We start from the raw sequence: 22,680 nt of genomic DNA, 5'->3' as shown, positions 1-22,680 counted from the left end.
CTGGTGCCGAACCTCGCCGGCGGCGGCCGTGAGGTCGCGCAGGTGGGCGCCCAGTCGTCGCAGCCCCCGGCCTCGACCGCGCCGTCGGTCACCCCGACCGCGTCGCCGCCCCCGTCCGCCCGGCCGTCCGTGACGGGGACCGACGTGCCCGCGGACACCGAAACGCCGTGGCCGAACGGGCAGACCGACCGGACCGCCACCAACGGGCCGCGGGCCGACAAGAGCGTCGCCGTGCTCAACGACCTGGTCTCGTCCCTGCCGTCCGGCCTGAAGGCCGAGGACCGCTCGCGGATCGGCTTCGAGGGCTACGGGCCGATGACGCGCACCCAGTCGCAGTTCGCCGATTACGCAGGCCAGCTGGAGGTCTGGGAGTACATGGCCTACACGCCGGTGGTGCGCTCCGGCGCTCCGGGCGTCGGGCACCTCTGGATCCAGGTGGAGACCAAGGGCGGCACGCGGCTCCCGGACCAGCCGGGCTGCGCGAAGCTTGCGGGGCAGCCCTACCCGGTGGTCGGCGCCGGCACTTGCGAGGTGGTCGACGCGGCCGGCGCGCAGGTCGCCGTCGCCACCACGGCGAACCCCGACGGCGGCATGGAGCAGGGAGCCTTCCACCGCCACGCCGACGGCACGCTCGTGATCGTGGCCCAGTCCCGGGTCTACGCGAACTCCGGCCACCCGGGCCTGGCCGAGCTGCCGCTGACGCCGGCGCAGCTCGCGGCGCTCGCCGCCGACCCGAGGTTCCACCTCGACTGAGCCAGGGGAGGACGGGGAGGCCGGGCGCCGGTCGCGCCCGGCCTTTCCGCTGTGCGAGACCCCTCTGTGTCATCCGTCCGTGGGTACTCCATCCGGGTGTTCGTGCAGGTACCGTGCTGTTTGCCATGCGGACGCTGCTCATCGACAACCACGACTCGTTCACCTTCAACCTCTTCCAGTACCTGGCCGAGGTGAACGGGCGGGAGCCGGTCGTCATCACCCACGACGACCCGCGGTTCCGGCTGTCCGACCTGCGGCGGTTCGACAACGTGGTGATCTCGCCCGGCCCCGGCCGGCCGCAGCGCGACGCCGACTTCGGCCTCTGCCGCGCGGTCGTCGACCACGCCGACATCCCGTTGCTCGGCGTCTGCCTCGGGCACCAGGGCCTGTGCCTCGCGCACGGCGCGTCGGTGGGGTTGGTCACCCCTCGTCACGGCGTCGTCGACCTCGTGCGGCACACCGGGGCGGACCTGTTCGCCGGCCTGCCGTCACCCCTGCCCGTCGTGCGGTACCACTCGCTGGCCGTGTCCGACCTGCCGGCCGAGCTCGAACCGATCGCGTGGGCGTCCGACGACGTCCTGATGGGCGTGCGACACCGCTCGCGGCCGGCGTGGGGCGTCCAGTTCCACCCCGAGTCGGTGTGCACGTCGCACGGCCACCAGCTGCTGGCCAACTTCCGCGACCTCACCGCGGGCGTGGCGCCCCCAACGCCCCCTTTCGCCCCTCTGCCCCCACCTGTCGCACTCCCTGACCGCCCGGCGGCGCGGGAGGTGCTGGTGCGGAGGGTGGACGTTCACCCGCCGCCGGAGGCCGTCCACGCGGCCCTGTACGGCGCGTCGCGCGACGCGTTCTGGCTGGACAGCAGCCTGACGGGCGAGCGGGGCCGGTTCTCCGTGATGGGGGACGCCGGCGGGCCGCTCGCGCGCGTGGCCACGTACGACGTGTGGACCGGCGAGGTCACCGTGGACGGGGTGGCGCACCCCGGGCCGTTCTTCGACTGGCTGGAGGCAGACCTGGCCGCGTGGCGGGTCGCGCCGCCCGACGTGCCGTTCGACTTCGCGCTCGGCTGGGTCGGGTACCTCGGGTACGAGCTGAAGGCCGAATGCGGCGGCGCGGCGGCGCACCGTTCGGAGCAGCCCGATGCGGCATTCGTGTTCGCCGACCGGGCGCTGGTTTTCGACCACGATTCACGCTGCGTCTACCTGTTGGCGTTGTCCGACGAGGACGGCTGGTTGGGCCGAACGGCGGAATTCCTGCGTGATTTCACCGCCGTGCCCGCGGCGGCGCCCGTGCCGGCCCGCGCGGACTCCGTGCAGTCGCGGCACAGCCGTGCGCACTACTTGAAGCTGGTCGCGGCGTGCCAGGAGGCCATCACCGCCGGCGAGACGTACGAGGTGTGCCTGACGAACACGGTGACGTGGCGCGGCTCGGTCGACCCGTGGGACGCCTACCGGTTCCTCCGGGCGGAAAGCCCGGCCCCGTTCGGGGCGTTGCTCCGTTTCGGTGCGCTCTCCGTGCTCAGCACTTCACCCGAGCGGTTCATCCGGGTCGACCGACGGGGTGTCGTCGAATCCGAGCCAATCAAGGGCACGCGCCCCCGCGGGGCGACCGCCGCCGAGGACGAGGCTTTGCGCACGGCCTTGGCGACCAGCGCGAAGGACCGCGCCGAGAACCTCATGATCGTGGACTTGGTCCGCAATGATCTGGGCCATTGCGCGGAAGTCGGCAGCGTCGAGGTGCCCCGGATCTTCGCGGTGGAGAGCTACGCGACAGTGCACCAGCTCGTCAGCACCGTTCGGGCGCGACTGCGTTCCGGTAGTTCCGCCGTCGCCGTGGTTAGGGCGGCGTTCCCCGGTGGGTCCATGACGGGTGCGCCCAAGATCCGGACAATGCAGATCATCGACGGGCTGGAAGCCGGGCCCAGGGGTGTCTACTCCGGGGCGCTCGGATACTTCTCACTGTCCGGAACGGCCGACTTCAGCATCGTCATCAGGACGCTGGTGGTGGACCGGGACAAGGTGAGTTTCGGGGTCGGCGGCGCGGTCATCGCGCTGTCCGACCCGGAGGAGGAATTCGAGGAGACCGCCGTCAAGGCGACGGCCCTGCTCAGACTGCTCGGCGCGGAGTTCCCCGGCCGCGCCGGAATGCCGTAACGGCCCTGACCTGTGGTTTTCCCCTGCGGCTGGACTGACCCGCCGCAGGGGAAAACCGGACGAGTCAGGAGGCGTGCGCTTCCTGGAACTGCACGACCAGGCCCTGGGGAATGCGGCCGCGGTCCGAGATCTGGTGGCCCTGGGCGCGCGCCCAGTCCCGAATCGCCTGCGCCTGGGCCTTGTCACCAGCCTTTACCGTGCTCTTGCCGGTGCCCTTGCGCTGCTTGCGGCCACCTGCCCGGCGCGCCTTGGCGACGAAGTCGGCCAGGGACTCGCGGAGCTTGTCCGCATTGTCCTTGGAGAGGTCGATGGAGTACTCCACACCGTCCAGCGCGAAGGTCACGGTCTCGGCGGCTTCGCTGCCGTCGAGGTCGTCGATGAGTTGGACGACGGTCTGCTGTGCCACTGTTCCTCCGTGTGTGCTCGCATAGCGCGTGCTGCCCTCGACTTGTTCTGCGCCACACGCTTCGACGACACCATAGTGCACGAGAGGAATATCGCCTAACCTTTCGCGGTGAAAATGTGACTGATGCCCCCGGACGGGTCATTTCGCGCGGTAAACCGCACCTGCCGAAATGTGAGGGTGCCCAAGGGGTCACCCGGTGGTGCCGGTCACACCCGGTCGAGTGGCCTATCCTGGACCTGGATACCCGCCCAGGGTAGGGAAGGTCGGGAGCGATGCCCGGAGCGATGCACGGTTACACGGCGGACAAGGACGCGTACCTCAAGCGATTGCGCCGCATCGAGGGTCAGGTGCGCGGCCTCCAGCGGATGGTGGAGAACGACGACTACTGCATCGACGTGCTGACCCAGATCTCCGCGGCGACCAAGGCGTTGCAGGCGGTCTCCCTGGGCCTGCTGGACGAGCACCTGAAGCACTGCGTGGCCCAGGCCGTCGCCGAGGGGGGCGAGGTGGCGGACGAGAAGATCGCCGAAGCCTCGGCCGCAATCGGCCGCCTGGTGCGCTCATAACGGCCCAGCCCGGCCGCCACCCCGTGCGGCGGCCGGGCCGGCTGATCGAGTAGAGTGCTCCCGCCGGCCCCCGTAGCCCAATCGGCAGAGGCAGCGGACTCAAAATCCGTCCAGTGTGCGTTCGAGTCGCACCGGGGGCACGTACAGGACGCACAGGCCTTGACCCGCGGTTTGGTGCAGGTGTCCACAAGGTCCGATGGGTCGTCGTCCAGGGCGGCGGCCAGTGTGGCCAGTTGAGATGCGTCTTCGCCGGGCAGAACCAGCTTCAGGGTCGCTTCGTTGGTCTTGTAGTGGACCGTGATCGACAGCTGGGTCAGGGTGAACAGCGGTCCGGCAGTTCGGCCGGGGCCCGGTGCAGGTGACTTTCGGGTGCGGCAGCCGTCGACCAGATCGACGTTGTCGATGCTGGGCTGCTGCGGTTGCGATTGCTTTGCGTTCTCGAGCGCGTTGAGGCGGCCGGCACAGCTCGGGGCGGGCGACGAGCAGCACGTCGACCCGGTTCTCGTCGGCGAGCGTGGTGATCACGTCGGGCGTAGGCCTCGACGGCGCGCATCAGCGATCGAGGGAAGCTGGCCCGACGGCGAGTTCGTCGCGGCGAACAGCGCCATCAACTCGTCGGTGGGCACGGCCCCTTCGTCATCGGGGTGTCGGTGTGGGGCCGTGTTCGTCCTCAGGGTGCTTGACGACCTCGGCTCCCCACTGCTTCGTCAATTCCCGGCTCTACTGTGACCGCCGCGGGCGGGTCGGCGCGGAGCAACGCGTCGCTCGCGAGCAAGTCGTCCCGGCACAGGTAGCGGACCCGAGTCCGTTGCCAGCCTGCGATCACTCCGTGGCGCTCGATCCGCTTGATCTGCGCGAGGTGACTGTCGGCATACGGTGATTTCTGATAGCCGTCCACCGTGAAGCAGTAATCGGTACCGGGCCGATCAGCTACGGGAAGCGTTGTCCACGCAGCCGGTGATCGAGCAGGCCGAGGGCATGCTCATGCTCGTGCGCGGCTGGACGGCAGCCGAGGCGTTCGACGCACTACGCGAGACCTCTCAGCACCAACGTCAAACTGCACGACGTCGCGGGCATCGTCGTGGCGTCCGGTGGCCCGGAGCGGCCGCCCCTGCCGGACCTCGGGGCGGTTCAGGCGGTGGTGGCGGGAATCCGTCGTCCGGTGAAGGGCAGGTCCATCGGATGACGCGCGAACCCCACCACCTGACACGTCGGTGTCCGTCCCGCAACTCTCGACGTGGCACAGGCTTGGGGACGGCGTCCTGTCGTATTCGGAGCCTGACCCCAAGCCTGTGCCGCTATGTCGGCCGTACGCTGACTAGCTCGACACCTGGACCAGCGACCACTGCTGTTCGAGCAGGTTCCGGTCCGGCCACTGGATGACCTGGGCGCCGTCGGCGGTCGAGCCACCGGCGACGGTGAGCAGCTTCCCGCTGTGCCGGGCGCGGATCTCGTAGTGGGCGCCCACGGGTTCGAGCGTGTAGGCCTGGTCGAGCCCGTTGTTCTGCACCCACTGGACGGCTGTCGCGGCGTCGGCGGTGCTGGTGCCGAGGATGGACACGGCGCGGCCGCTGTTGCGGTTGAGCAGCGTCCGGTTGCCGCCGCCGATGTCGGTGACGTGCCAGTGCTGGTTGAAGCCGCCGTTGTCGGCCCACTGGACGAGGTTGGCGCCGTCGGCGAGGTCGGCGCCGTAGGCGTCGAGGACCTTGCCGCTGCGCCGGTTGACCAGCTTGTAGTACGGCCCGGCGGATCGGCCGAAGTCGATGTCGGCGTGACGGATGGCGCCGAATCCGGTGACGATCAGGACGCGGCCCGTGCGGGGGACGTAGGTCAGGTTGCGGCTGTAGCCCGCCTCGATGGTGGTGAGTTGCCGGGTCCAGGCGCCGGTGCTGCTGCCGCTGGGGTTGACCCAGACGTCACCGCTGCCGTGGGCGTTGTAGATCAGCCGGCCGTCGGGGGTGCGGATGATGACGGGGCTGCCGCCCGGCGTGACCGCCGGGGATCCGGAGGTGACCGGGAGGGCGGTGATGTTCGTGCCCGCCTGACCGCCGACGGAGAAGAAGTCGAGCGGGTTGGAGGAGATCTTGTAGCGCACGTTGTCGCCGCCGCCGAAGTACTCGTAGGTCAGCATCCAGCGGCCGTCGGAGGTCGGCACGACGTTCGGCATGCCCGGACGTCCACCGCCGATCTGGTCGACGCCGCCGACGCTGTGCGTGTAACCCGCGACGTCGAGCACCGGAGCGCTCCACCCGCTGGACGCGGTGCCGTTCCACGTGCGGTGGGCGATGACCTGCCCGTGGGAGTCGGCGGCCGTGGTGTTGTCGGCGCGGGGGATCAGGACACCGGTCGAGGTGTTGTAGCCGGTGTAGTCGTTCTCGTCGGAGTAGTAGGCGACGAGCTGGTTGTTGTACACCATCAGGTACGGCTCCCACACGGGGTCGACCTGCCGGTAGGTGTTGGCGCGGGCGATGCGCTGGCCGATGGCGCCGGCGCTGCCGCCCTGCCAACCGCCGGTGGTGATGATGTTGAGGAAGTTCCAGGACGCGCCCTGGTCGGTGCTGGAGTACAGGGCGATCGCCATGTCGCGGCGGTCGCCGTCGTTGGTGGGCACCCAGTTCGGGTTGGAGGCCTTCTGCTCGGTGTAGTACACGTCTTCACCGGAGACCACTGTGGACAGCAGCAGCGTGCCCGCGCTCAGGTTGCCGACGTTCTGGGGCAGGACGTAGAAGTAGGGGTTCGTCCAGCTGCTGGTGTACCTGGCGTGCGCGGGGTTGCTCGACGTGTACGCCGGTGCCCGCACGTCGGACAGCCACTGCCACGTCGTGCCGTCGTCGTCGCTGCGGTAGACCGGGATGACCTGGCCGACCGCCGTGCCGGATGGGCCGACGGTGGCCTTCTCGAACGCGGCGACCAGGCGACCGCTCGGCAGTGCGGCCGCCTTCGGGTACACGACGCAGTTGCCGAGGCCCTTGGTGCACTGAGCGGTGGAGGGGAGTTGGTAGATGGTGCGGGGTGTGGGGCTGACGGCTTGGGCGGGGACGGCCGGCAGGGTCAACGCCGCGGCGCCGGTTACCGCGATCATGGCTCTGGCGAGCCATTTCCTTACCCGGCTCGTGGTTGTGCGCGATGACGTCATCGTCTTCTGCTCCTGAGAGGGGAGGGGATGAGGTGGCTCGGCGGCAACGCCCGGTGTGGCGGGCGGGTCAGGGGGAGGGCGGCTGTTCGAGCAGGACGCGGACGTCCCACGCCGACAGGTCGATCTGCCGCCCGGCGGGGAGGACTTCGCCGGTGAGGACGTCGTGGCAGTCCACGGGCGCGGTCACGGAGGTGGGTTGCCAGGACCAGTTGTGCAGGAACCGCAGGCGGCCGCCGCTCGCCGCGGTCGCGCCGGTCGACGTGACGGTGTCGGGCAGGTCGTGCCAGGCGGTGGTCCGGTGGCCGGTCGCCCAGCGCAGGAGGGCTTCGGCGAGGGGTTGGTCGGGGACGGTGCCGACGTGGGTGATGCGTCCCTTGCCGGTGGCGCGCGTGGTGATGGCGGGCCAGCGGCCGAAGTGCGGGTGCCGGTAGTGGGCGAGCACGGTCGCGCCGTCGGGTCGCAGTCCGTCCACCCACCGGGTCGCGGTGGCGCCTTGGGGGAGCGGGAAGGCCTCCGGGTCCGCGGACTCCACTTCGACGGGCGTGTGGATGGTGCTGAACTCGTCGTACCAGACACCTGCCGCCTCGGCGAGCCTGGCGGGCATGCGGTCGGTGCGGGCGCGGGCTTCGTGGTCGGCGTAGCCGGTGCGGGGGCCGAGGACCAGGTGGCCGCCGGCGTGGGCGTAGTCGCGCAGCCAGTCGAGGGTGTCGTCGTCGGTGAGGTACAGGCCCGAGGCGATGAGGACGGGGTACCGCCGGACCGCGTCCTCCACGTCGCCGGTGCCGAGCCGGGCGGCGTGCAGGACCCGGGTCTGCAGGCCGGCGTCGAACGCGCCGCGGTAGAACGGCTCGGTCAGGCCCTGGTAGGCGCGCTCGTCCGGTGTTCCGTCCGGATGTGACAGGGCGGGGTACTTCTGCATGATCCACCGCGTGGGCATGTCGAACACCAGGGCGACGTCCGCGTCCGGTGTCAGTCCGGCCACCAGCCGGCCCGCGCGCTTGAACTCCTCACCGAGCCGGGCGATCTCGGCGTAGGCGCGGCCGGGTGTCCCGTTGTGGGGGAGGATGCCGCCCCAGTACGTCTCGGTGCCGAAGTGCAGCGTGTGCCAGTGCCAGTAGCCGATCATGCGTGCGCCGCGGGCGACGAGCGCCCAGGCGGCTTGGCGCCATTGGCCGTCGTAGGCGGGTCGGCTGTCCCAGGAGAAGCCGATGTGGGAGGCGTTGGTCTCGGTGACCAGGAACGGGGCTTGGTGGGAGGAGTACATGCGGTCGGCGGTGAGGTACAGGGCCCAGGCGCCGTCGGTGGTCCAGGTTTGGGTGGGGGTGCGGGTGTCGGGAAGGGCGAGGCCGTCCTGCATGACGTAGTAGGCGTTGCCGGAGGTGATGTCGAGGTGTTGGGCGAGCCGGTCGTCGTCGAACGCGGGCCGGTCGTAGGCCAGGCACGTGGTGACGAACTGGTCCTCGTCGGCGTACTCGCGGACGATCCCGGCCTGCCAGGCGATGAACTCCTCGGTCTGCCGTGCCTGGAACCGCCGCCACGCCAGCTCGTACTGCGGTTGGGCGTTGCCGTCGGGCAGCCACAGGTCGGCCCAGGTCGAGAGCCGGTGCGACCAGTACACCAGGCCCCACTCGCGGTTGAGTTCCTCGACGGTGCCGTAGGTGTGGCGCAGGTGGTCGACGAAGCGCTGGAAGACACCGTGGTTGTGCAGCAGTTCCAGGCCGGGTTCGTTGTCGACCTGGAAGCCGATGACCGACGGGTGGTCGGCGTAGCGGCCCACGACCTGTCGGATGACACGTTCGGCGTGGTGGCGGAACGCCGCGTGGGTGAAGTCCACTTCCTGGCGCGCGCCCCACGGGATCGGTTCGCCGCTGGCCCGTTCACCGGCGATCTCCGGGTAGAGGCGGGTCAGCCAGGGCGGCACCGCGTAGGTGGGTGTGCCGAGGATGACGGCGATGCCGCGTTCGTGCGCGCCGTCGAGGACGGGTTGGAGCCAGTCGAGGTCGAAGCGGCCGTTCTCCGGTTCCCAGGTGGACCAGACCGACTCGCCGACCCGGATCACCGAGAAACCCGCCTCGACCATCAGGTCCAGGTCCGTCTTGAGCCGCTCGGTGGGCTGGTACTCGTGGTAGTAGGCCGCACCGAACAGGACGGTGTCGGGGATTTCGGGCATGGTCGGGTGACTCCCCACGGTGGTCGGGGGACCGGGCGGCGGCGCCCAGGTCCGGGGTACTACTCCTTGACGGCGCCGGCCGAGAGGCCGGACTGCCAGTAGCGCTGGAGCAGGACGAACGCGGCGATGAGCGGGATGATCGACAGCAGCGACCCGGTCACGACGGCGGCGAGCAGTTCGGCGTTGGCGCCGCTGCCGCCGACCGCCTGCGCGGACCAGGAGGCGAGGCCGACGGTGACGGGGAAGTAGTCGGGGTCGTTGAGCATGATCAGGGGCAGGAAGTAGTTGTTCCAGGTCGCGACCAGCGTGAACAGCAGCACCGTGACGAAGCCGGGGGTGAGGCTGCGCAGGGTGATGCGGAAGAAGATGGTCAGCTCGCCCGCGCCGTCGATGCGCGCGGCTTCCAGCACGTCCTCGGAGACCGCGTCACGGGCGTAGACCCACATCAGGAACAGGCCGAACGGGCTGACCAGCGACGGCAGGATGATCGCCCACGGCGTGTTCACCAGGTCGACCTCGCTGAACAGGAGGTAGGTCGGGATCGCCAGCGCCGTGGTCGGGACCATGATCGTGCCCAGCACCAGGCCGAGCAGCAGGCCGCGGCCCCGGAACGCGTACCGGGCGAAGCCGTAGCCCGCGAAGGTGGCCAGGAACGCGGTGCCGACCGAGCTGACCGCGGCGTACAGCAGCGTGTTGGCCAACCAGCGGCCGAATACCCCGCCGTCGTGGGTGAACGTGCGGTGGATGTTGTCGACCAGCGAGAAGTCATCGGCGAACCAGAGGCCGAAGCTGGAGAACAGGTCACCGGTGTTCTTGGTGGACGCGATCACCAGCCAGAAGAGCGGGAAGAGGAAGTAGACGAGCAGCGCGCCCATGCCCAGGGTCAAGACGGTGCTCCGGCGTTGGGCGCCCGGCCGCCATCCGGTCGTGGTCATCGGCGGGAACTCCTGCTCGTGAGGAACAGCACCGCGTACGACACGACCAGGATCACCAGGCCGAGCAGGAACGAGACCGCGGCGGCGTAGTTCACCTGCTGCGAGGTGAAGGCCAGGCTGTAGGCGTAGAGGTTGGGCGTGTAGGACGAGGTGATCACGTTCGGCGCGAGCCGTTGGATCAGGTCGGGTTCGGCGAAGAGCTGGAAGCTTCCGATCACGGAGAAGATCAGGCACAGCAACAGCGCCGGTCGCAGCGCGGGGATCTTGATGTGCCAGGCGACGCGCAGCGCTCCGGCGCCGTCGATGGAGGCGGCCTCGTAGCGGTCGGCCGGGATGGTTCGCAGCGCCGCGTACAGGATGATCATGTTGTAGCCGGCGAACTCCCAGGTCACGATGTTGCCGACGGCCGGCAGCACGAGGGTGTCGCCGAGCAGGTCGGGTGCGGTGAAGCCGAGCCGGTCGCCCAGCTGGGCCAGCGGGCCGAAGTCCGGCCCGTACAGGTAGCCCCACATCAGGGTCGCGACCACGCTGGGCACGGCGTAGGGCAGGAACACCCCCAGCCGGAACAGCCGCGCGGCGCGCAGCACCCCGCTGTCGATGGCCAGCGCGGCGACGAGGGCGACCAGCAGCATGACGGGGACCTGGACCAGGAAGAACACCGCTACGCGGAGCACGCCGTCGACGAGTTGTTCGTCTTGGAGGGCTTTGACGTAGTTGTCCAACCCGACGAACGCGGTGCCGCCGACCAGTTGGTCCTTGAACAGGCTGAGGTAGCCGGCGTAGCCGAGGGGAAGCAGGAACAGCAGGACGAAACAGGCGAGGAACGGGGCGATGAAGACGTACCCGCGGTTGGCGGTGTGCCTTTGGTGCTTTTGGCGCGTGCGCCCGCGGGGCGGCTGGTGCGGTGCGACGGGCGGCGTCGCGACAGTGGTGGTCATGGCGAAGCTCTTCTCACGGCGGGCGGCGGAACGCGGGGGAGAGGAGTGGCCTCCCGTCGTGGTCGAGGGGAGGCCACTCGCCGACCTAGCGCGCGGTGACGGTGAAGCCCTGGTCCTTGGCGTAGGACGTCAGCCGTGACTGCCACTGGTCCGTGGCCGCGGCCACGTCGCCCTTGTCGGCCAGGGCCTTGCCCGCTGTCTCGGTCCAGTCCTGCACCGACTGGTCCAGGAACGGCGGCCACTGCCAGCCGAGGTCGACCGTGCCGCTGATGTCGGCGAACACCTGGTTGACCGCCTGGCCGCCGAAGAAGTCGGACTTCGCGCCGGTGAACGCCGGGTCGCCGATCAGCGCCGTGGTCGCGGGGAAGAAGTTCTGCTTGGTGTTGAACATCTTCGTGGACTCGGGGTCGGTGTTGAGGAACTCGGCGAACTCGGCGGCGGCGATGGCGTTCGACGTGCCCTTGATGACGGCGGTCGTGGAACCACCCCAGTTGCCCGAGGCGGGCTTCGCGGCGTCCCACTGCGGCAGGGGCGCCGCCCGCCACTTGCCGGCCGTCGACTTGGCGCTGCCGCCGAGGAACGCCGGACCCCAGGCGGCGGTGAGCCAGGTGGCGTACTTGCCGCTGTTGAAGCCCTGGTACCAGGTGTCGGTGAAGTCCGGGTCCGTCGAGACCACGCCTTCCGCCGCCAGACCACCCCAGTAGTCGGCGACCTTCTTGGACGCCGTGTCGTTGACGGAGAGCCCCACTGTGGTGCCCTCGACCGAGTACGCCTCGGAGCCTGCCTGCCACATCAGGCCGTGCCAGCCCGCGGCCTCGTTGGCGGCCATGTTGGTCAGGTACACGTCGGGGTTCGCGGCGTGCAGCTTGCGCGCGGCGGCGGCGAACTCGTCCCAGGTCTTCGGGACGTCGATGCCGTACTGCTCGAACAGGTCCGCCCGGTACAGCATGCCCATCGGGCCCGTGTCCTGCGGGTAGGCCAGGATCTCGCCGCCGGGGCCGGTCACCTGGCTCCACGTCCAGTCCAGGAACTTCGACTTGTTGGCCTCCGCGCCGTGGGGGCGCAGGTCGACCAGGCTGTCGGTGATGGAGAACGTGGGGATGTACTGGTACTCGATCTGGGCCAGGTCGGGTGCGCCCTTGCCGGCCTTCAACGCGGTGCGCAGCTTGGTGTAGGCGTCGGCTCCCTGGCCGACGTTGACCACGTCGACGTCGATGGCGGGGTACTTCCGCTCGAACAGCGCCACTTCCTGCTCGATGTCGGGCACCCAGGTCCAGAACGTGAGGGTGGTCGGCGTGCTCATGGCCTTGTCGACGTCGGCCTGGCTCACGTTCTCGGCCGGGCCGGGATCGGAGGACGACGGTGCGCCGGAACAGGCGGCGAGCGCGAGCGTGGCGCACGCCACCAGGGCGAGCAGGCCGCGCCGGCTAGGATGGGAGGGGGAAGTCGGCATGGGGACCAGTCCTTTGCGGTACCGACGGGCGTGTCCGCGCCTACGTCGGTGTCATGGCTTCTTCGCCGGCCGCATCCGTCCGACCGCGGTTCGCAGCCGTGGGTCGGGGGTGCGGCCGGCACTCAGTGCTCCGGGTGTTCACGCCTGCCGGCGTGCGCGGCGTGCGGTGGTCCTCCTTCCGGCGGGCGGTGGCGCCGTCGACTCCCGGACGACGAGCTCGTGCACGTGCTCCGGCGGTGGCGCCGGCGGGGTGTCCGGCGAGTCGAGGAAGTCGACGAGGTAGGTCAGCCCGGTGGCGGCCAGCACGGCGTTGTCCGAGCTGACCGTCGTCAGCGGCGGCCAGGTGTGCGCGGCGACCGGGATGTCGTCGAAACCCACCACGCTCACCTCACCGGGCACCGACCGGCCCGCCTCGTGCAACGCGTGCATCGCACCGATCGCCATCTCGTCGTTCGCCGCGAAGACCGCCGTCACGCCGGGGTCGTCGGCCAGCACCCGGCCGATCCGGTAGCCGTCCCGGGCGGTCCAGTCACCCTCCACGGGCTCCGGCACCTCCGCGCCCGCGGCGACCAGCGCGTCCCGCCAGTGCTGTGCCCGTTCACGGGCCGCCCACCAACGCCGCGGCCCCGCGATGTGGTGCACCGTCCGGTGCCCCAGCGCGAGCAGGTGCCTCGTCGCCTCCGCCGCCGCGTCACCACCCTCGGCCGCGCGCACCGACAGCACCGTGGGCGCGTGGACCACCGGCGCGGCGCCGAGGGCCAGCACCGGCACGTCCACGACCAGCGGCTCGCCGCCGTCGTCCACCGGCTCGGACAGGATGATCGCGTCGACCCCCTGCACGAGCAGGCTGTCCACGGCGCCCGCCAGGCCGGCCGGGTCGTCCTCGAACGAGTTGACGATGCTCAACGAGTAGGCGACCTCGCGTGCCGCTCGTTCCAACGCCACCAGCAACGACGACGGCCCGAAGTGCGCCGTGCCGTGCGACACCACGCCGATCCGGTTCGTCCGCCCGGTGAGCAGGGCACGCGCGGCGCCGTTCGGCCGGTACCCCAGCCGTCGGGCCGCGGCCAGCACCCGGTGCCGGGTGTCCTCGGTGACGTTCGGCTCGTTGTTGAACACCCGCGAGACCGTCTTCTGCGAGACACCGGCCAGCCGTGCGACGTCGGTACCGCCAGGGCGGCGCCCACGACCGCTCGGAAGCGTCTCCAGGTGCGACATGAACTCTCCGTTGCGCCCGTGTGTCTACGTAGTCACGCCACTGTCTACGTAGTCATGCCGGGAAGTCAAGAGCCAGGACTCGTTGGCCTCACCGTGGAGGGTGTGCCGCAGCGCGTGAAGCCCTTGAGCGCTTCGCCGGCGAAGGTGGATGGAGCGTGGATTCGCGCTGGTAGTCGGCCGTGTTAAGCAATGTTAGCGATAACATCAATCGCTCGTACAGAAGGGCGTCCGGAGTGGATCTTCGTTTTAGACACCCCTTGGGTTGCTCATTCCGATCTGTTAGCGTTAACATCGCCGCCGTGACGTGAGTCACCACGTGGGACCACCCGCCTGGGTGCCGGTCGTCCGGACCGACCGGCCAGTGAACACCTGGCGGTTGTCTCGCGAAGCCGTCGATACCCCGCCCCGCGACCACTCGATGCCGCCTCGGTGATCGCGCTGCCACACCGGACGAAGTGCCGACCCGTCCGGAGCTCGACCACGCCCTCCAACGCAGAAGGGTTCAACCATGATCCGCAGGAGAAGGGGCTTACTCGCGGCGGCCTTGGCCCTGGCGACCGTCGCGGTGCTGCTGCCGGTGACCGGTACCGGCGCGCAGGCCGCGTCCGGCTCGTTGCGTTCCGGGAACCACGAGCTGGTCCTCACCACCGGTCCGACGAGCCAGTCGGTGGTGGTGCGCGACGTGACCAGTGGTGCGTCGGTGCTGGCCGAGCAGCAGCCGATGCAGGTGGTCGTGAAGAACGGTGAGACACCCGCCGACGTCAACGGGCAGTACGCCTCGGTCGTGCTGGAGGGCACGCGGCTGGTCGGCACCGGTGACGTGCGCAGCCGCAACGGCAGCGTGTTCCGGTTCCGGGACAGCTACGAGGCCGCGCCGGGCGGTGGGTTCGGCGTGACCCGGACGGTGACCGTGGTGACGGCCAACGTCGCCGACCAGGGCTTCAACTCCCGCTTCACGATCGGTGCGACGGCTCCGCGTCCGTTGCAGGACTACCAGTTCCTCGCGCCCGGCGTGATGTACGACCGCAACCGGACCGTGCCGGCGGGGGCGTTGGGCAGCAACCTGAACGACAACTACCTGTACTTCCGCGAGATGCGGATGCCGTTGCCGTTCGTGATGATGCACGACCCGGGCAGCGGCTTGGACGTGAGCCTGGCCCACCAGAACCCGCGTGCGGTGTCACCGGTGGACGAGGGCAGCGGGGCCTGGTTGGTCAACGGTGGGATCACGCACGCCGCGCTGGGCGCGCAGCGGGTGCCGTCGAGCAAGCTGGCGATCGTGTACCCCGGCATGGAGGGGGAGAAGAACTACGTCAACCGCGGCGCGGCGTGGGTGCGGCGCAGCAACCCGGTGACGGCCGGCTACACCCAGAGCTACCAGTTCCGCTTCCGCGCGCACCGGACCGCGGACTTCGGCGCGGCGGTGCGGGATTCGTGGCGCTACCACTGGGACATGGCCAACCCCGAGATCACGAAGGTGCCGATCGAACAGGTCTACCGGTCGTCGGTGGACGTGCTGGCGTCGTACCAGGGGAACTGGGGTGGGGCGCCGGGGTTGCCGTTCAGCGTGTGGATGGACGGCACCGTGCGCGAGGTCAGCTACCAGATGGGGTTCGTCGGCCAGCAGATCCCGGCGGCCTACCTGATGCTGCGCGACGGATACGTCAACAACCGCCCGGATCACGTCACCAAGGGACGGCAGGTCCTGGACTTCTGGGCGGCGAACTCGTCGGCGCCGTCGGGTCTGCCCAGGACGTGGTACGACGTGAACCCGCCGGGGTGGCGGAGTTTCTACCCGACCTACCTGCGCATCGCCACCGACGGCATGGAGGGCATCCTCAAGGCGGCGCGGTTCATGCGTGCCCGCGGCACGCCGGTCGCGTCGTGGGAGTCCTACGCGCGGCGGTTCGGTGATTGGCTGGTGGCGAACCAGAACGCGGACGGGTCGTACTACCGGTCCTACAACCTGGCGGGCACCGCGCCGGACAACCAGGCCAAGTACAACACGCACAACGCGATCCCGTTCCTGATGGAGCTGACCGCCTACACCGGCGACACCCGGTACCGCACGGCGGCGCTGCGCGCGGCGGAGTTCGCGTGGCAGACCGTGCACCTGCCCTCGGCCTACGTCGGTGGCACGCCGGACAACCCGAACGTGACCGACAAGGAGGCCGCGAGCCTGGCGTTGCGGGCGTTCCTGTCGGCCTACGACCACACCCGGGACCAGCGGTGGTTGCAGGCGGCGCAGCGGGCCGCGGACTTCGCCGAGACCTGGCAGTTCGCCTGGAACTACTCGGTGGCCTCCAGCCGCCCTGCCTACGCGAAGTACGGGGTGCGGGGCCAGAGCATCATCGCGACCGGGCACTCGGCGATGGACACCTGGCAGTCGGGGATGCTGTTCGACTACTACCGGCTCTACCGCGCCACCAACGACGGCCACTACCTGCAACAGGCGCGGTTGCTGGCCAACAACACCAAGTTGACCACCCAGTACCCCGGCAACCCGCTGGGATACGGCCGGGACGGCCTGCTGGAGGAGGCCATCGGCCTGGCCGACCTGCGCTACGGCGGGGTCAACCTCTGGCTGCCGTGGAACTCCGTGGCGCACGCCGAATCGCTGGCGATGTTGCAGGACACCTACGGCAACATGGACATCGACGTGCTGACCGGCAACCCGCCCGCCGGCCCGAAGCAGATCCGCAACCGGCACAGCGACCTGTGCCTGGACGACTACAACGCCGTCACCACACCGGGTGCCGAGGTGCGGCAGTGGACCTGCAACGACCTGCCCGTCCAGGACTGGACCCTGACCCCGGTCGGTGACGGCTACTACGAGGTCCGCAACGGCCACAGCGGCCTGTGCCTGGACAACAAGGACTTCGCCACCGCGCCCGGTTCGGTGGTGCAGCAGTGGACCTGCAACGGCCTGCCGGTCCAGCAGTGGCGAATGACCACCACCAACGGCACGACGACCCTGGTCAACCGGCACAGCGGCCTGTGCCTGGACAACTACAACTGGGGCACCGCCCCCGGTTCCGAAGTCCGGCAGTGGACCTGCAACGGCCTCGCCCCGCAGGACTGGAGCGTCGCCTAGAGCCGCGCCGCGGCCCCCGATCCCCTGTTCCACGTAAATCCCCTGAGGAGTGATTGTGCTGTTCGCTCAACGTCGAGGAACGGTCTGGCGGGCGATGTCGTTCGTCGCCGCCGTCGTCGCCGGGCTCATCCTGAGCCCGATCAGCCAGCCCCAGGCCGTAGCCGCGCCTGGTCCGTCGTTCACCAACCCGGTCGTGCCCGCGCCCAACAGCGCGGACCCGACGTTGGTGCAGTTCAACGGCAACTACTACTACGTCGCCACGACGTGGACCTCCGACATCGTCATGCGCCGGTCCTCCACCATCGCCGGCTTGCGCAGCGCGCCGGAGCAGCTGGTGTTCCGCTCCAGCGGCACGGTGATGTGGGCGCCGCACCTGGAGCAGATCAACAACCGCTGGTACCTGTACTACTCCGTCGAGCTGGCCGGTGCCCCGCGCCGTACCCACGTGCTGGAGAGCGCCGGAAACGACCCGGCCGGCCCCTACACCTACCGGGGCATCCTGAACCTGATGCCCAACAACGGGTGGGCGATCGACGGCGCGGTGCTCAAGCTCAACGGCGCCCTGTACTTCCACTTCTCGGCGTTCCACTCCGACGGGTTGCAGTCGCTCTACATCGCGCCGATGTCCAACCCCTACACCGTCTCCGCCTTCGGAACCCGGATCTCCGCCCCGACCCTGGCGTGGGAGCGGCAGGACGGCGCGGTCAACGAGGGGTCGTTCGCGTTGCAGCGGGGCGGCCGGACGTTCCTGACCTACTCGGCCAGCCACTGCAACGGCCCCAACTACAAGCTCGGCATGCTGGAGTACCGCGGCGGGAACCCGCTGTCGGCGTCGTCCTGGTCGAAGTTCTCGAACCCGATCTTCCAGCGCAACGACGCCAACGGCGTGTTCGGCCCCGGCCACCACTCGTTCTTCACCTCGCCGGACGGCACGGAGACCTGGATCGCCTACCACGCCAACGCCTCGGCCTCCCAGGGCTGCGGCACCACCCGCACCACGCGGGTGCAGAAGATCTCCTGGAACGCCGACGGCACCCCCAACCTGGGCGTGCCCGTCTCCACCTCCACCGTCCTGGCCGGCCCCTCGGGCGAGGTGAACACGACCACGCGGGCGCACCTGCGCAACCAGCACAGCAACCTGTGCCTGGACGACTACAACTGGGTCACCACGCCGGGCGCGGAGGTGCGGCAGTGGACCTGCGCGAACGTGCCGGTGCAGGACTGGTACCTGACCCCGGTCGGTGACGGCTACTACACCGTCGCCAACGGCCACAGCGGCCTCTGCCTGGACAACAAGGACTTCGCCACCGCCCCCGGTTCGGTCGTGCAGCAGTGGACCTGCAACGGCCTGCCGGTCCAGCAGTGGCGGATGACGACCACCAACGGCGCCACCACGCTGGTCAACCGGCACAGCGGCCTGTGCCTGGACAACTACAACTTCGGCACCGCCCCCGGCGCCGAAGTGCGCCAGTGGACCTGCACCGGCGCGGCCAACCAGCAGTGGATCGTCGGCTGACGACCACCTGACCGGCGAACGCGCCTGACCACGAGCACCGGCCTGCAACCCGCGTGACCAGGTGCTCCCCACCCTCGGCGCGAGGTGGGGAGCACCTGCGGTCCGTGCGGGCGTTTGCGTGGTCCGGCACGCTGCTCACTGAGCACTGCAGGCCCGGTAGTTGGCGATCGAGCGGTTGGTGAGGTGACCACAGTTGGTCACACCCTCTGGCACTCCGCTCGACACGCCTCTACTGATCGGCTGGAGAAGTGGCGTGGATGAGGGAGCGGACCGAGTCGCGGATGACGATGTGGGTGCCCAGCATGACGTGCTCGGCCGTCTGGGACTTGGCCCGCACGCGTTCGAGGGCCATGCGCACGGCGGTGCGGCCCAGTTCCTCGTGTGGCACGTGGACGGTGGTGAGGTCGATGTCGGCGGACGGGGGCAGGTCGTCGAAGCCCACCAGTGAGATGTCGTCGGGGACCCGCAGGCCGTGCTCGCGCAGCGCCTGGCGGGCGCCGGCGGCGATGAGGTCGTTGCCGGCGAAGACGGCGGTGAAGTCGGGTGGTCCGGCGGCGAGCCGTTCGCGGATCATCCGATAGCCCTCGCTGCGCTCCATCGTGCCCTCGACCTCCAGGCCGGGGTCTTGGGGGACGCGGTAGTCGGCCAAGGCCTTGCGGTAGCCGGCGATGCGGCTCTCCGGCGTGCTGTAGCCGTCACGGCGGCCCAGGAACAGGATGCGGCGGTGTCCCGCCGACAGCAGGTGGCTGGTGATGGCGTGGGCGCCGCCGATGTTGTCGTACTCCACGACGAGGGCGGGCACGTCGGGGCCCAGCGGCGGGCGTCCGCACAGGACCAGCTGCGAACCGGCCAGGCCCAGCGCGCGGGCGTAGTCCGCCATGCGCTCGCGGTAGGCGTCGTCGGCCACGACGTTGCCGACGAGGATCACGCACTCGGCGTGCTCCTCGCGCATGAGCTGGATCGTGGCGAGCTCGCGTTCCGGGTCGCCGCCGGTGGTGCCGACGATGCACAGCTTGCCCTCGACGGCGGCCTGGGTCTGCACGCCTTGGGCGACGTGGGCGTAGTGGGGCGAGATGACCGAGTTGACGACGATGGCGACGCTGCGGCTGCTCGCACCGGCCAGCCCGCGGGCGTTGGCGTTGGCCACGTAGTCGAGCTCGCGGACGGCCCGCATGACTTTGGTGCGGGTGGCCGGCGCGCTGGGGTAGGTGCCGGAGAGGATGCGCGACACCGTGGCGACGGAAACGCCCGCGTGCGCGGCCACGTCGCGGATCGTCGTGGGCCGCGGCCCTCCGTTGTCGGCCGCCGCGCGCCGGACCATGTCGCCCCCTTGCCGCTGAAACCCCGTGGTAAACCGCTTACACCGATGCTTCCGGCTGGTTGTCGCCCTGTCAAATCACATGGGTAGTGCAGTGGGAGCGGGCGCTCCCCAGGTCGAATGCCCACTGCTCAGACGACAGTAACCGCATCCCCGCTGAGGCGCGTGACTATTGACACGAACCCCTGTAGATGCTGCGATCGAGCCCTTGTAAACGGTTAAACACCCGTCGTCTCGCCATCGCGACTTTCACCTCGTGGAGCCCTCATGTCGATGATCTCCCGACGCAACCTCCTACTCGGCGCGGCGGCGGCCGGCGCGGCCGGACAGCTCGTCCACCCGGTGGGTCGGGCACGTGCCGAACCCGCTGCCGGCACGCGGGCAGTTCAGGTGAGCGGCCTGCCCGGGGACGGCGTCCAGCTCAGGTGGTTGGAAGGTGGCGTGCCGGGACAGTTGGCCGCCGGCTGCACGTGGGGTGTTCCGTGGCCCAAAGGCGCGGTGCCGGCAGATCAGGCGTTCGCGCTGCGGACCGCCGCGGGGCGGCAGGTGCCGGTGCAGTCGTGGGCGACCGCGTACTGGCCGGACGGTTCGCTGAAGTGGACCGCGCACGCGATCGGCGCCGACGTGCCGCCCGCCGAGCACTACGTGCTCGCGGCGGGGACGCCTGCCGCGCCGACGACGGCCGTGACGGTCGAGGACGGCCGCAACGAGGTGGAAGTCTCCACCGGAGTCGTCCGGTGCGTCATCCCGAAGAAGGGCGACCAGCTGGTGCGCGCCCTGTTCCGGGGTGACCGCGAGCTCGCCCGCAACGGCAGGCTGGTGTGCCTGCGGCAGGACGAGCCGGGTGACGACGAGGGCGGCGCGGCGAAGCCGGAGCGGTTCACCGGCCGCGTGGAGAAGGTGACGGTCGAGCAGTCCGGCCCAGTCCGCGCGGTGGTCCGGGTCGAGGGAGGGCACCGGCACGGCAATCGCACGTGGTTGCCGTTCACCGTGCGGCTGTACTTCTACGCCGGCAGCGACGGCATCCGCGCCGTGCACACGTTCGTGTACGACGGCGACGAGAAGAAGGACTTCATCCGCGGCCTGGGCATCCGGTTCGAGGTGCCGATGCGCGACGAGCCGCACAACCGGCACGTGCGCTTCGCCGGGTCGGGCGACGGCGTGCTGTCCGAGGCGGTGCGCGGTATCACCGGCCTGCGCCGCGACCCCGGTGCGGCGGTCCGCCGGGCGCAGGTGGCCGGGCAGGCCACCCCGCCCACCGCGACCTGGGACACCCGGGTCAGTTCCCGGTTGCACCTCATCCCCACCTTCGGGGACTACTCGCTGCGCCAGCTGTCCGCCGACGGCTTCCAGATCCGCAAGCGCACCAAGGCGGGCCACGGCTGGGTCCCGGTCGACTCGGCGGGTCGGGCGGGCGGTCTCGGCTACGTGGGCGGTCCGAGCGGCGGGTTCGCGTTCGGCATGCGCGACTTCTGGCAGCTGCACCCGACCCAGCTCGACATCCGGGGCGCGGCCGGGGACGCCGCCGAGGTGACGGTGTGGTTGTGGTCGCCCGACGCCGGGCCGATGGACCTGCGCTTCTACCACGACGGCATGGGCCAGGACACCTACCCGGAGCAGCTGGAGGGCCTGGAGATCACCTACGAGGACTACGAGCCGGGTTTCGGCGCCCCGTACGGCATCGCGCGCACGACCGAGCTGGTGTTCTGGGCGCTGGACGCCACACCGGCGGCGGACCGGGTGGCGGGTCTGGCCCAGGCGGTCCGGACGCCACCGCTGGTCGTCGCGCCGCCGGCGCACCTGCACGCGGCCGGGGTGTTCGGTGACTGGTCACCGGTCGACCGCTCGACGCCGGCGAAGGCGCGGATCGAGGACCGGCTGGACTTCCTGTTCGAGTTCCACCGGGGGCAGGTGGAGCAGCGGTCCTGGTACGGGTTCTGGGACTACGGCGACATCATGCACAGCTACGACCCGGACCGGCACGTGTGGCGCTACGACGTCGGCGGCTACGCGTGGGCGAACTCCGAGCTGTCACCGGATTTGTGGCTGTGGTACCACTACCTGCGCACCGGCAAGGCCGAGGCGTTCCGCTTCGCCGAGGCGATGACGCGGCACACCGGCGAGGTCGACGTCTACCACCTGGGCAAGTGGCAGGACCTGGGCACGCGCCACGGTGTGCAGCACTGGGCCGACAGCGCCAAGCAACTGCGCATCAGCACCGCGGGCTACCGGCGCATCCACTACTTCCTCACCGCCGACGAGCGCACCGGCGACCTCATGCGCGACCTGGTCGACTCGGACAAGACGTTCCTGGCGCTGGACCCCCTGCGCAAGATCCGCACCGGGCCGTACGAGCCGGACCCGCACGCGCTGGCCGTGGGCACTGGCACGGACTGGAGCGGCCTCGCGATGGCGTGGCTGACCGAGTGGGAGCGCGGCGGAGACCCGATCGCCCGCGAGAAGCTGCTCAACGGCATGCGGACCATCGCCGCGATGCCCAACGGGTTCGCGCAGGGCAGCGGCCTCTACGACCTGGACAACGGCGAGTTCGCGCCCGCCCAGCCCGCGGTGAGCGTCGGCTCGCTGGGGTCGGTGTTCGGGCTGGTCGAGGTGTGCAGCGAGCTGGTCGACCTGACCGGCGACGAGGCGTTCACGAGGGCGTGGCTGCAGTACTGCCGCCTCTACAACGGCACCGCCGCCGAGCAGCAGGCCGAGACCGGCCAGTCGTGGGGCAGCCTCAACCTGCGCCAGGCCCACTCCCGGCTCACCGCCTACGCCGCCGCCAAGCTCGGCGACACCGCCCTGGCCGCACGCGCGTGGAAGGAGTTCGACACCGGCCACGCCGGCTACCCGGCGAACCGCGAGTTCACGTCGGTGCGGGTGGAGGGCCCGGCCGTGCTCAAGCCGGTCGACGAGGCCACCTTCGTCTCCACCAACGCCAGTTCCCAGTACGGCCTGGCGGCCATCCAGTGCCTGGCCCTGGTGGGGGACCACCTCCCCGCGTGACCCTTCCGGAAGGATCTT

14 protein-coding genes, 1 tRNA gene and 1 pseudogene are annotated in these 22,680 nt (G+C 70.1%); 8 read left to right on the top strand and 8 right to left on the bottom strand.

Translation table 11 applies throughout. From position 1 onward, the window contains the following. Together ACFQ3T_RS11545 and pabB are read left to right on the top strand one after the other, a co-directional pair. Positions 1-753, top strand: a pseudogene (locus ACFQ3T_RS11545) (hypothetical protein); the annotation flags it as partial. 125 nt (positions 754-878) lie between these two features. Further along, positions 879-2,906 (top strand): aminodeoxychorismate synthase component I, encoded by a 2,028-nt coding sequence (pabB, locus tag ACFQ3T_RS11540; protein WP_380723164.1) that lies wholly within the window; start codon positions 879-881, stop codon positions 2,904-2,906. A 64-nt stretch (positions 2,907-2,970) separates the two neighbouring features. Here the strand turns inward: pabB and ACFQ3T_RS11535 are convergent, their stop codons facing one another. After that, complete coding sequence (locus ACFQ3T_RS11535) at positions 2,971-3,312, bottom strand: histone-like nucleoid-structuring protein Lsr2 (RefSeq protein WP_015104119.1); 342 nt, start codon at positions 3,310-3,312, stop codon at positions 2,971-2,973. A gap of 284 nt (positions 3,313-3,596) precedes the next feature. Between ACFQ3T_RS11535 and ACFQ3T_RS11530 the strand changes: the two genes are divergently transcribed. The 3 genes from ACFQ3T_RS11530 (at position 3,597) to ACFQ3T_RS11520 (ending at position 5,261) form a co-directional block, all read left to right on the top strand. Beyond that, on the top strand, positions 3,597-3,878 hold the full coding sequence (locus ACFQ3T_RS11530; protein ID WP_077006260.1) for a metal-sensitive transcriptional regulator: 282 nt from the start codon (positions 3,597-3,599) through the stop codon (positions 3,876-3,878). A gap of 66 nt (positions 3,879-3,944) precedes the next feature. Continuing rightward, positions 3,945-4,018: transfer RNA gene (locus ACFQ3T_RS11525), tRNA-Leu, on the top strand. A gap of 838 nt (positions 4,019-4,856) precedes the next feature. Continuing rightward, the gene (locus ACFQ3T_RS11520) at positions 4,857-5,261 is read left to right on the top strand and encodes an ANTAR domain-containing protein (RefSeq protein WP_380723166.1); all 405 of its coding nucleotides are present in this window, start codon (positions 4,857-4,859) and stop codon (positions 5,259-5,261) included. Here ACFQ3T_RS11520 and ACFQ3T_RS11515 read toward each other — a convergent pair. From ACFQ3T_RS11515 to ACFQ3T_RS11490, 6 genes are all read right to left on the bottom strand, one after another. Beyond that, the gene (locus ACFQ3T_RS11515) at positions 5,197-6,960 is read right to left on the bottom strand and encodes an RICIN domain-containing protein (protein ID WP_380723162.1); all 1,764 of its coding nucleotides are present in this window, start codon (positions 6,958-6,960) and stop codon (positions 5,197-5,199) included. The two genes, ACFQ3T_RS11520 and ACFQ3T_RS11515, sit on opposite strands and share 65 nt — an antisense overlap. A gap of 121 nt (positions 6,961-7,081) precedes the next feature. Continuing rightward, complete coding sequence (locus tag ACFQ3T_RS11510; protein WP_380723161.1) at positions 7,082-9,184, bottom strand: beta-galactosidase; 2,103 nt, start codon at positions 9,182-9,184, stop codon at positions 7,082-7,084. Between the two features lie 59 nt (positions 9,185-9,243). Beyond that, positions 9,244-10,119 (bottom strand): carbohydrate ABC transporter permease, encoded by an 876-nt coding sequence (locus tag ACFQ3T_RS11505; protein ID WP_380723159.1) that lies wholly within the window; start codon positions 10,117-10,119, stop codon positions 9,244-9,246. Then, positions 10,116-11,057, bottom strand: coding sequence for a carbohydrate ABC transporter permease (locus tag ACFQ3T_RS11500; RefSeq protein WP_380723158.1), 942 nt, complete (start codon positions 11,055-11,057; stop codon positions 10,116-10,118). The genes ACFQ3T_RS11505 and ACFQ3T_RS11500 overlap by 4 nt, the downstream gene beginning before the upstream one ends. A gap of 85 nt (positions 11,058-11,142) precedes the next feature. Next, positions 11,143-12,510: an ABC transporter substrate-binding protein gene (locus ACFQ3T_RS11495; RefSeq protein ID WP_380723157.1), complete on the bottom strand. Its 1,368-nt coding sequence runs from the start codon at positions 12,508-12,510 to the stop codon at positions 11,143-11,145. A 138-nt stretch (positions 12,511-12,648) separates the two neighbouring features. Further along, entirely contained in the window at positions 12,649-13,728 is a 1,080-nt protein-coding gene (locus ACFQ3T_RS11490; protein WP_380723155.1) for a LacI family DNA-binding transcriptional regulator, read from the bottom strand. 508 nt (positions 13,729-14,236) lie between these two features. Here ACFQ3T_RS11490 and ACFQ3T_RS11485 point away from each other — a divergent pair. Together ACFQ3T_RS11485 and ACFQ3T_RS11480 are read left to right on the top strand one after the other, a co-directional pair. Further along, complete coding sequence (locus ACFQ3T_RS11485; protein ID WP_380723153.1) at positions 14,237-16,822, top strand: RICIN domain-containing protein; 2,586 nt, start codon at positions 14,237-14,239, stop codon at positions 16,820-16,822. Positions 16,823-16,916: 94 nt separating this feature from the next. Beyond that, positions 16,917-18,338 (top strand): family 43 glycosylhydrolase, encoded by a 1,422-nt coding sequence (locus tag ACFQ3T_RS11480; protein ID WP_380723151.1) that lies wholly within the window; start codon positions 16,917-16,919, stop codon positions 18,336-18,338. A 229-nt stretch (positions 18,339-18,567) separates the two neighbouring features. Here ACFQ3T_RS11480 and ACFQ3T_RS11475 read toward each other — a convergent pair whose 3' ends face one another. Further along, positions 18,568-19,659, bottom strand: coding sequence for a LacI family DNA-binding transcriptional regulator (locus tag ACFQ3T_RS11475; RefSeq protein ID WP_380723149.1), 1,092 nt, complete (start codon positions 19,657-19,659; stop codon positions 18,568-18,570). Between the two features lie 264 nt (positions 19,660-19,923). Between ACFQ3T_RS11475 and ACFQ3T_RS11470 the strand changes: the two genes are divergently transcribed. Next, positions 19,924-22,662 (top strand): exo-rhamnogalacturonan lyase family protein, encoded by a 2,739-nt coding sequence (locus ACFQ3T_RS11470; protein ID WP_380723147.1) that lies wholly within the window; start codon positions 19,924-19,926, stop codon positions 22,660-22,662. Positions 22,663-22,680: the final 18 nt, after the last annotated feature.

Origin of the sequence: Saccharothrix hoggarensis, from assembly GCF_042678885.1 — a bacterium.
In the GTDB taxonomy this organism is placed as follows: Bacteria; Actinomycetota; Actinomycetes; order Mycobacteriales; family Pseudonocardiaceae; genus Actinosynnema; species Actinosynnema hoggarensis.
The sequence above is the reverse complement of the archived record's forward strand: the minus strand, read 5'-3'. Positions and strand labels throughout refer to the sequence as shown.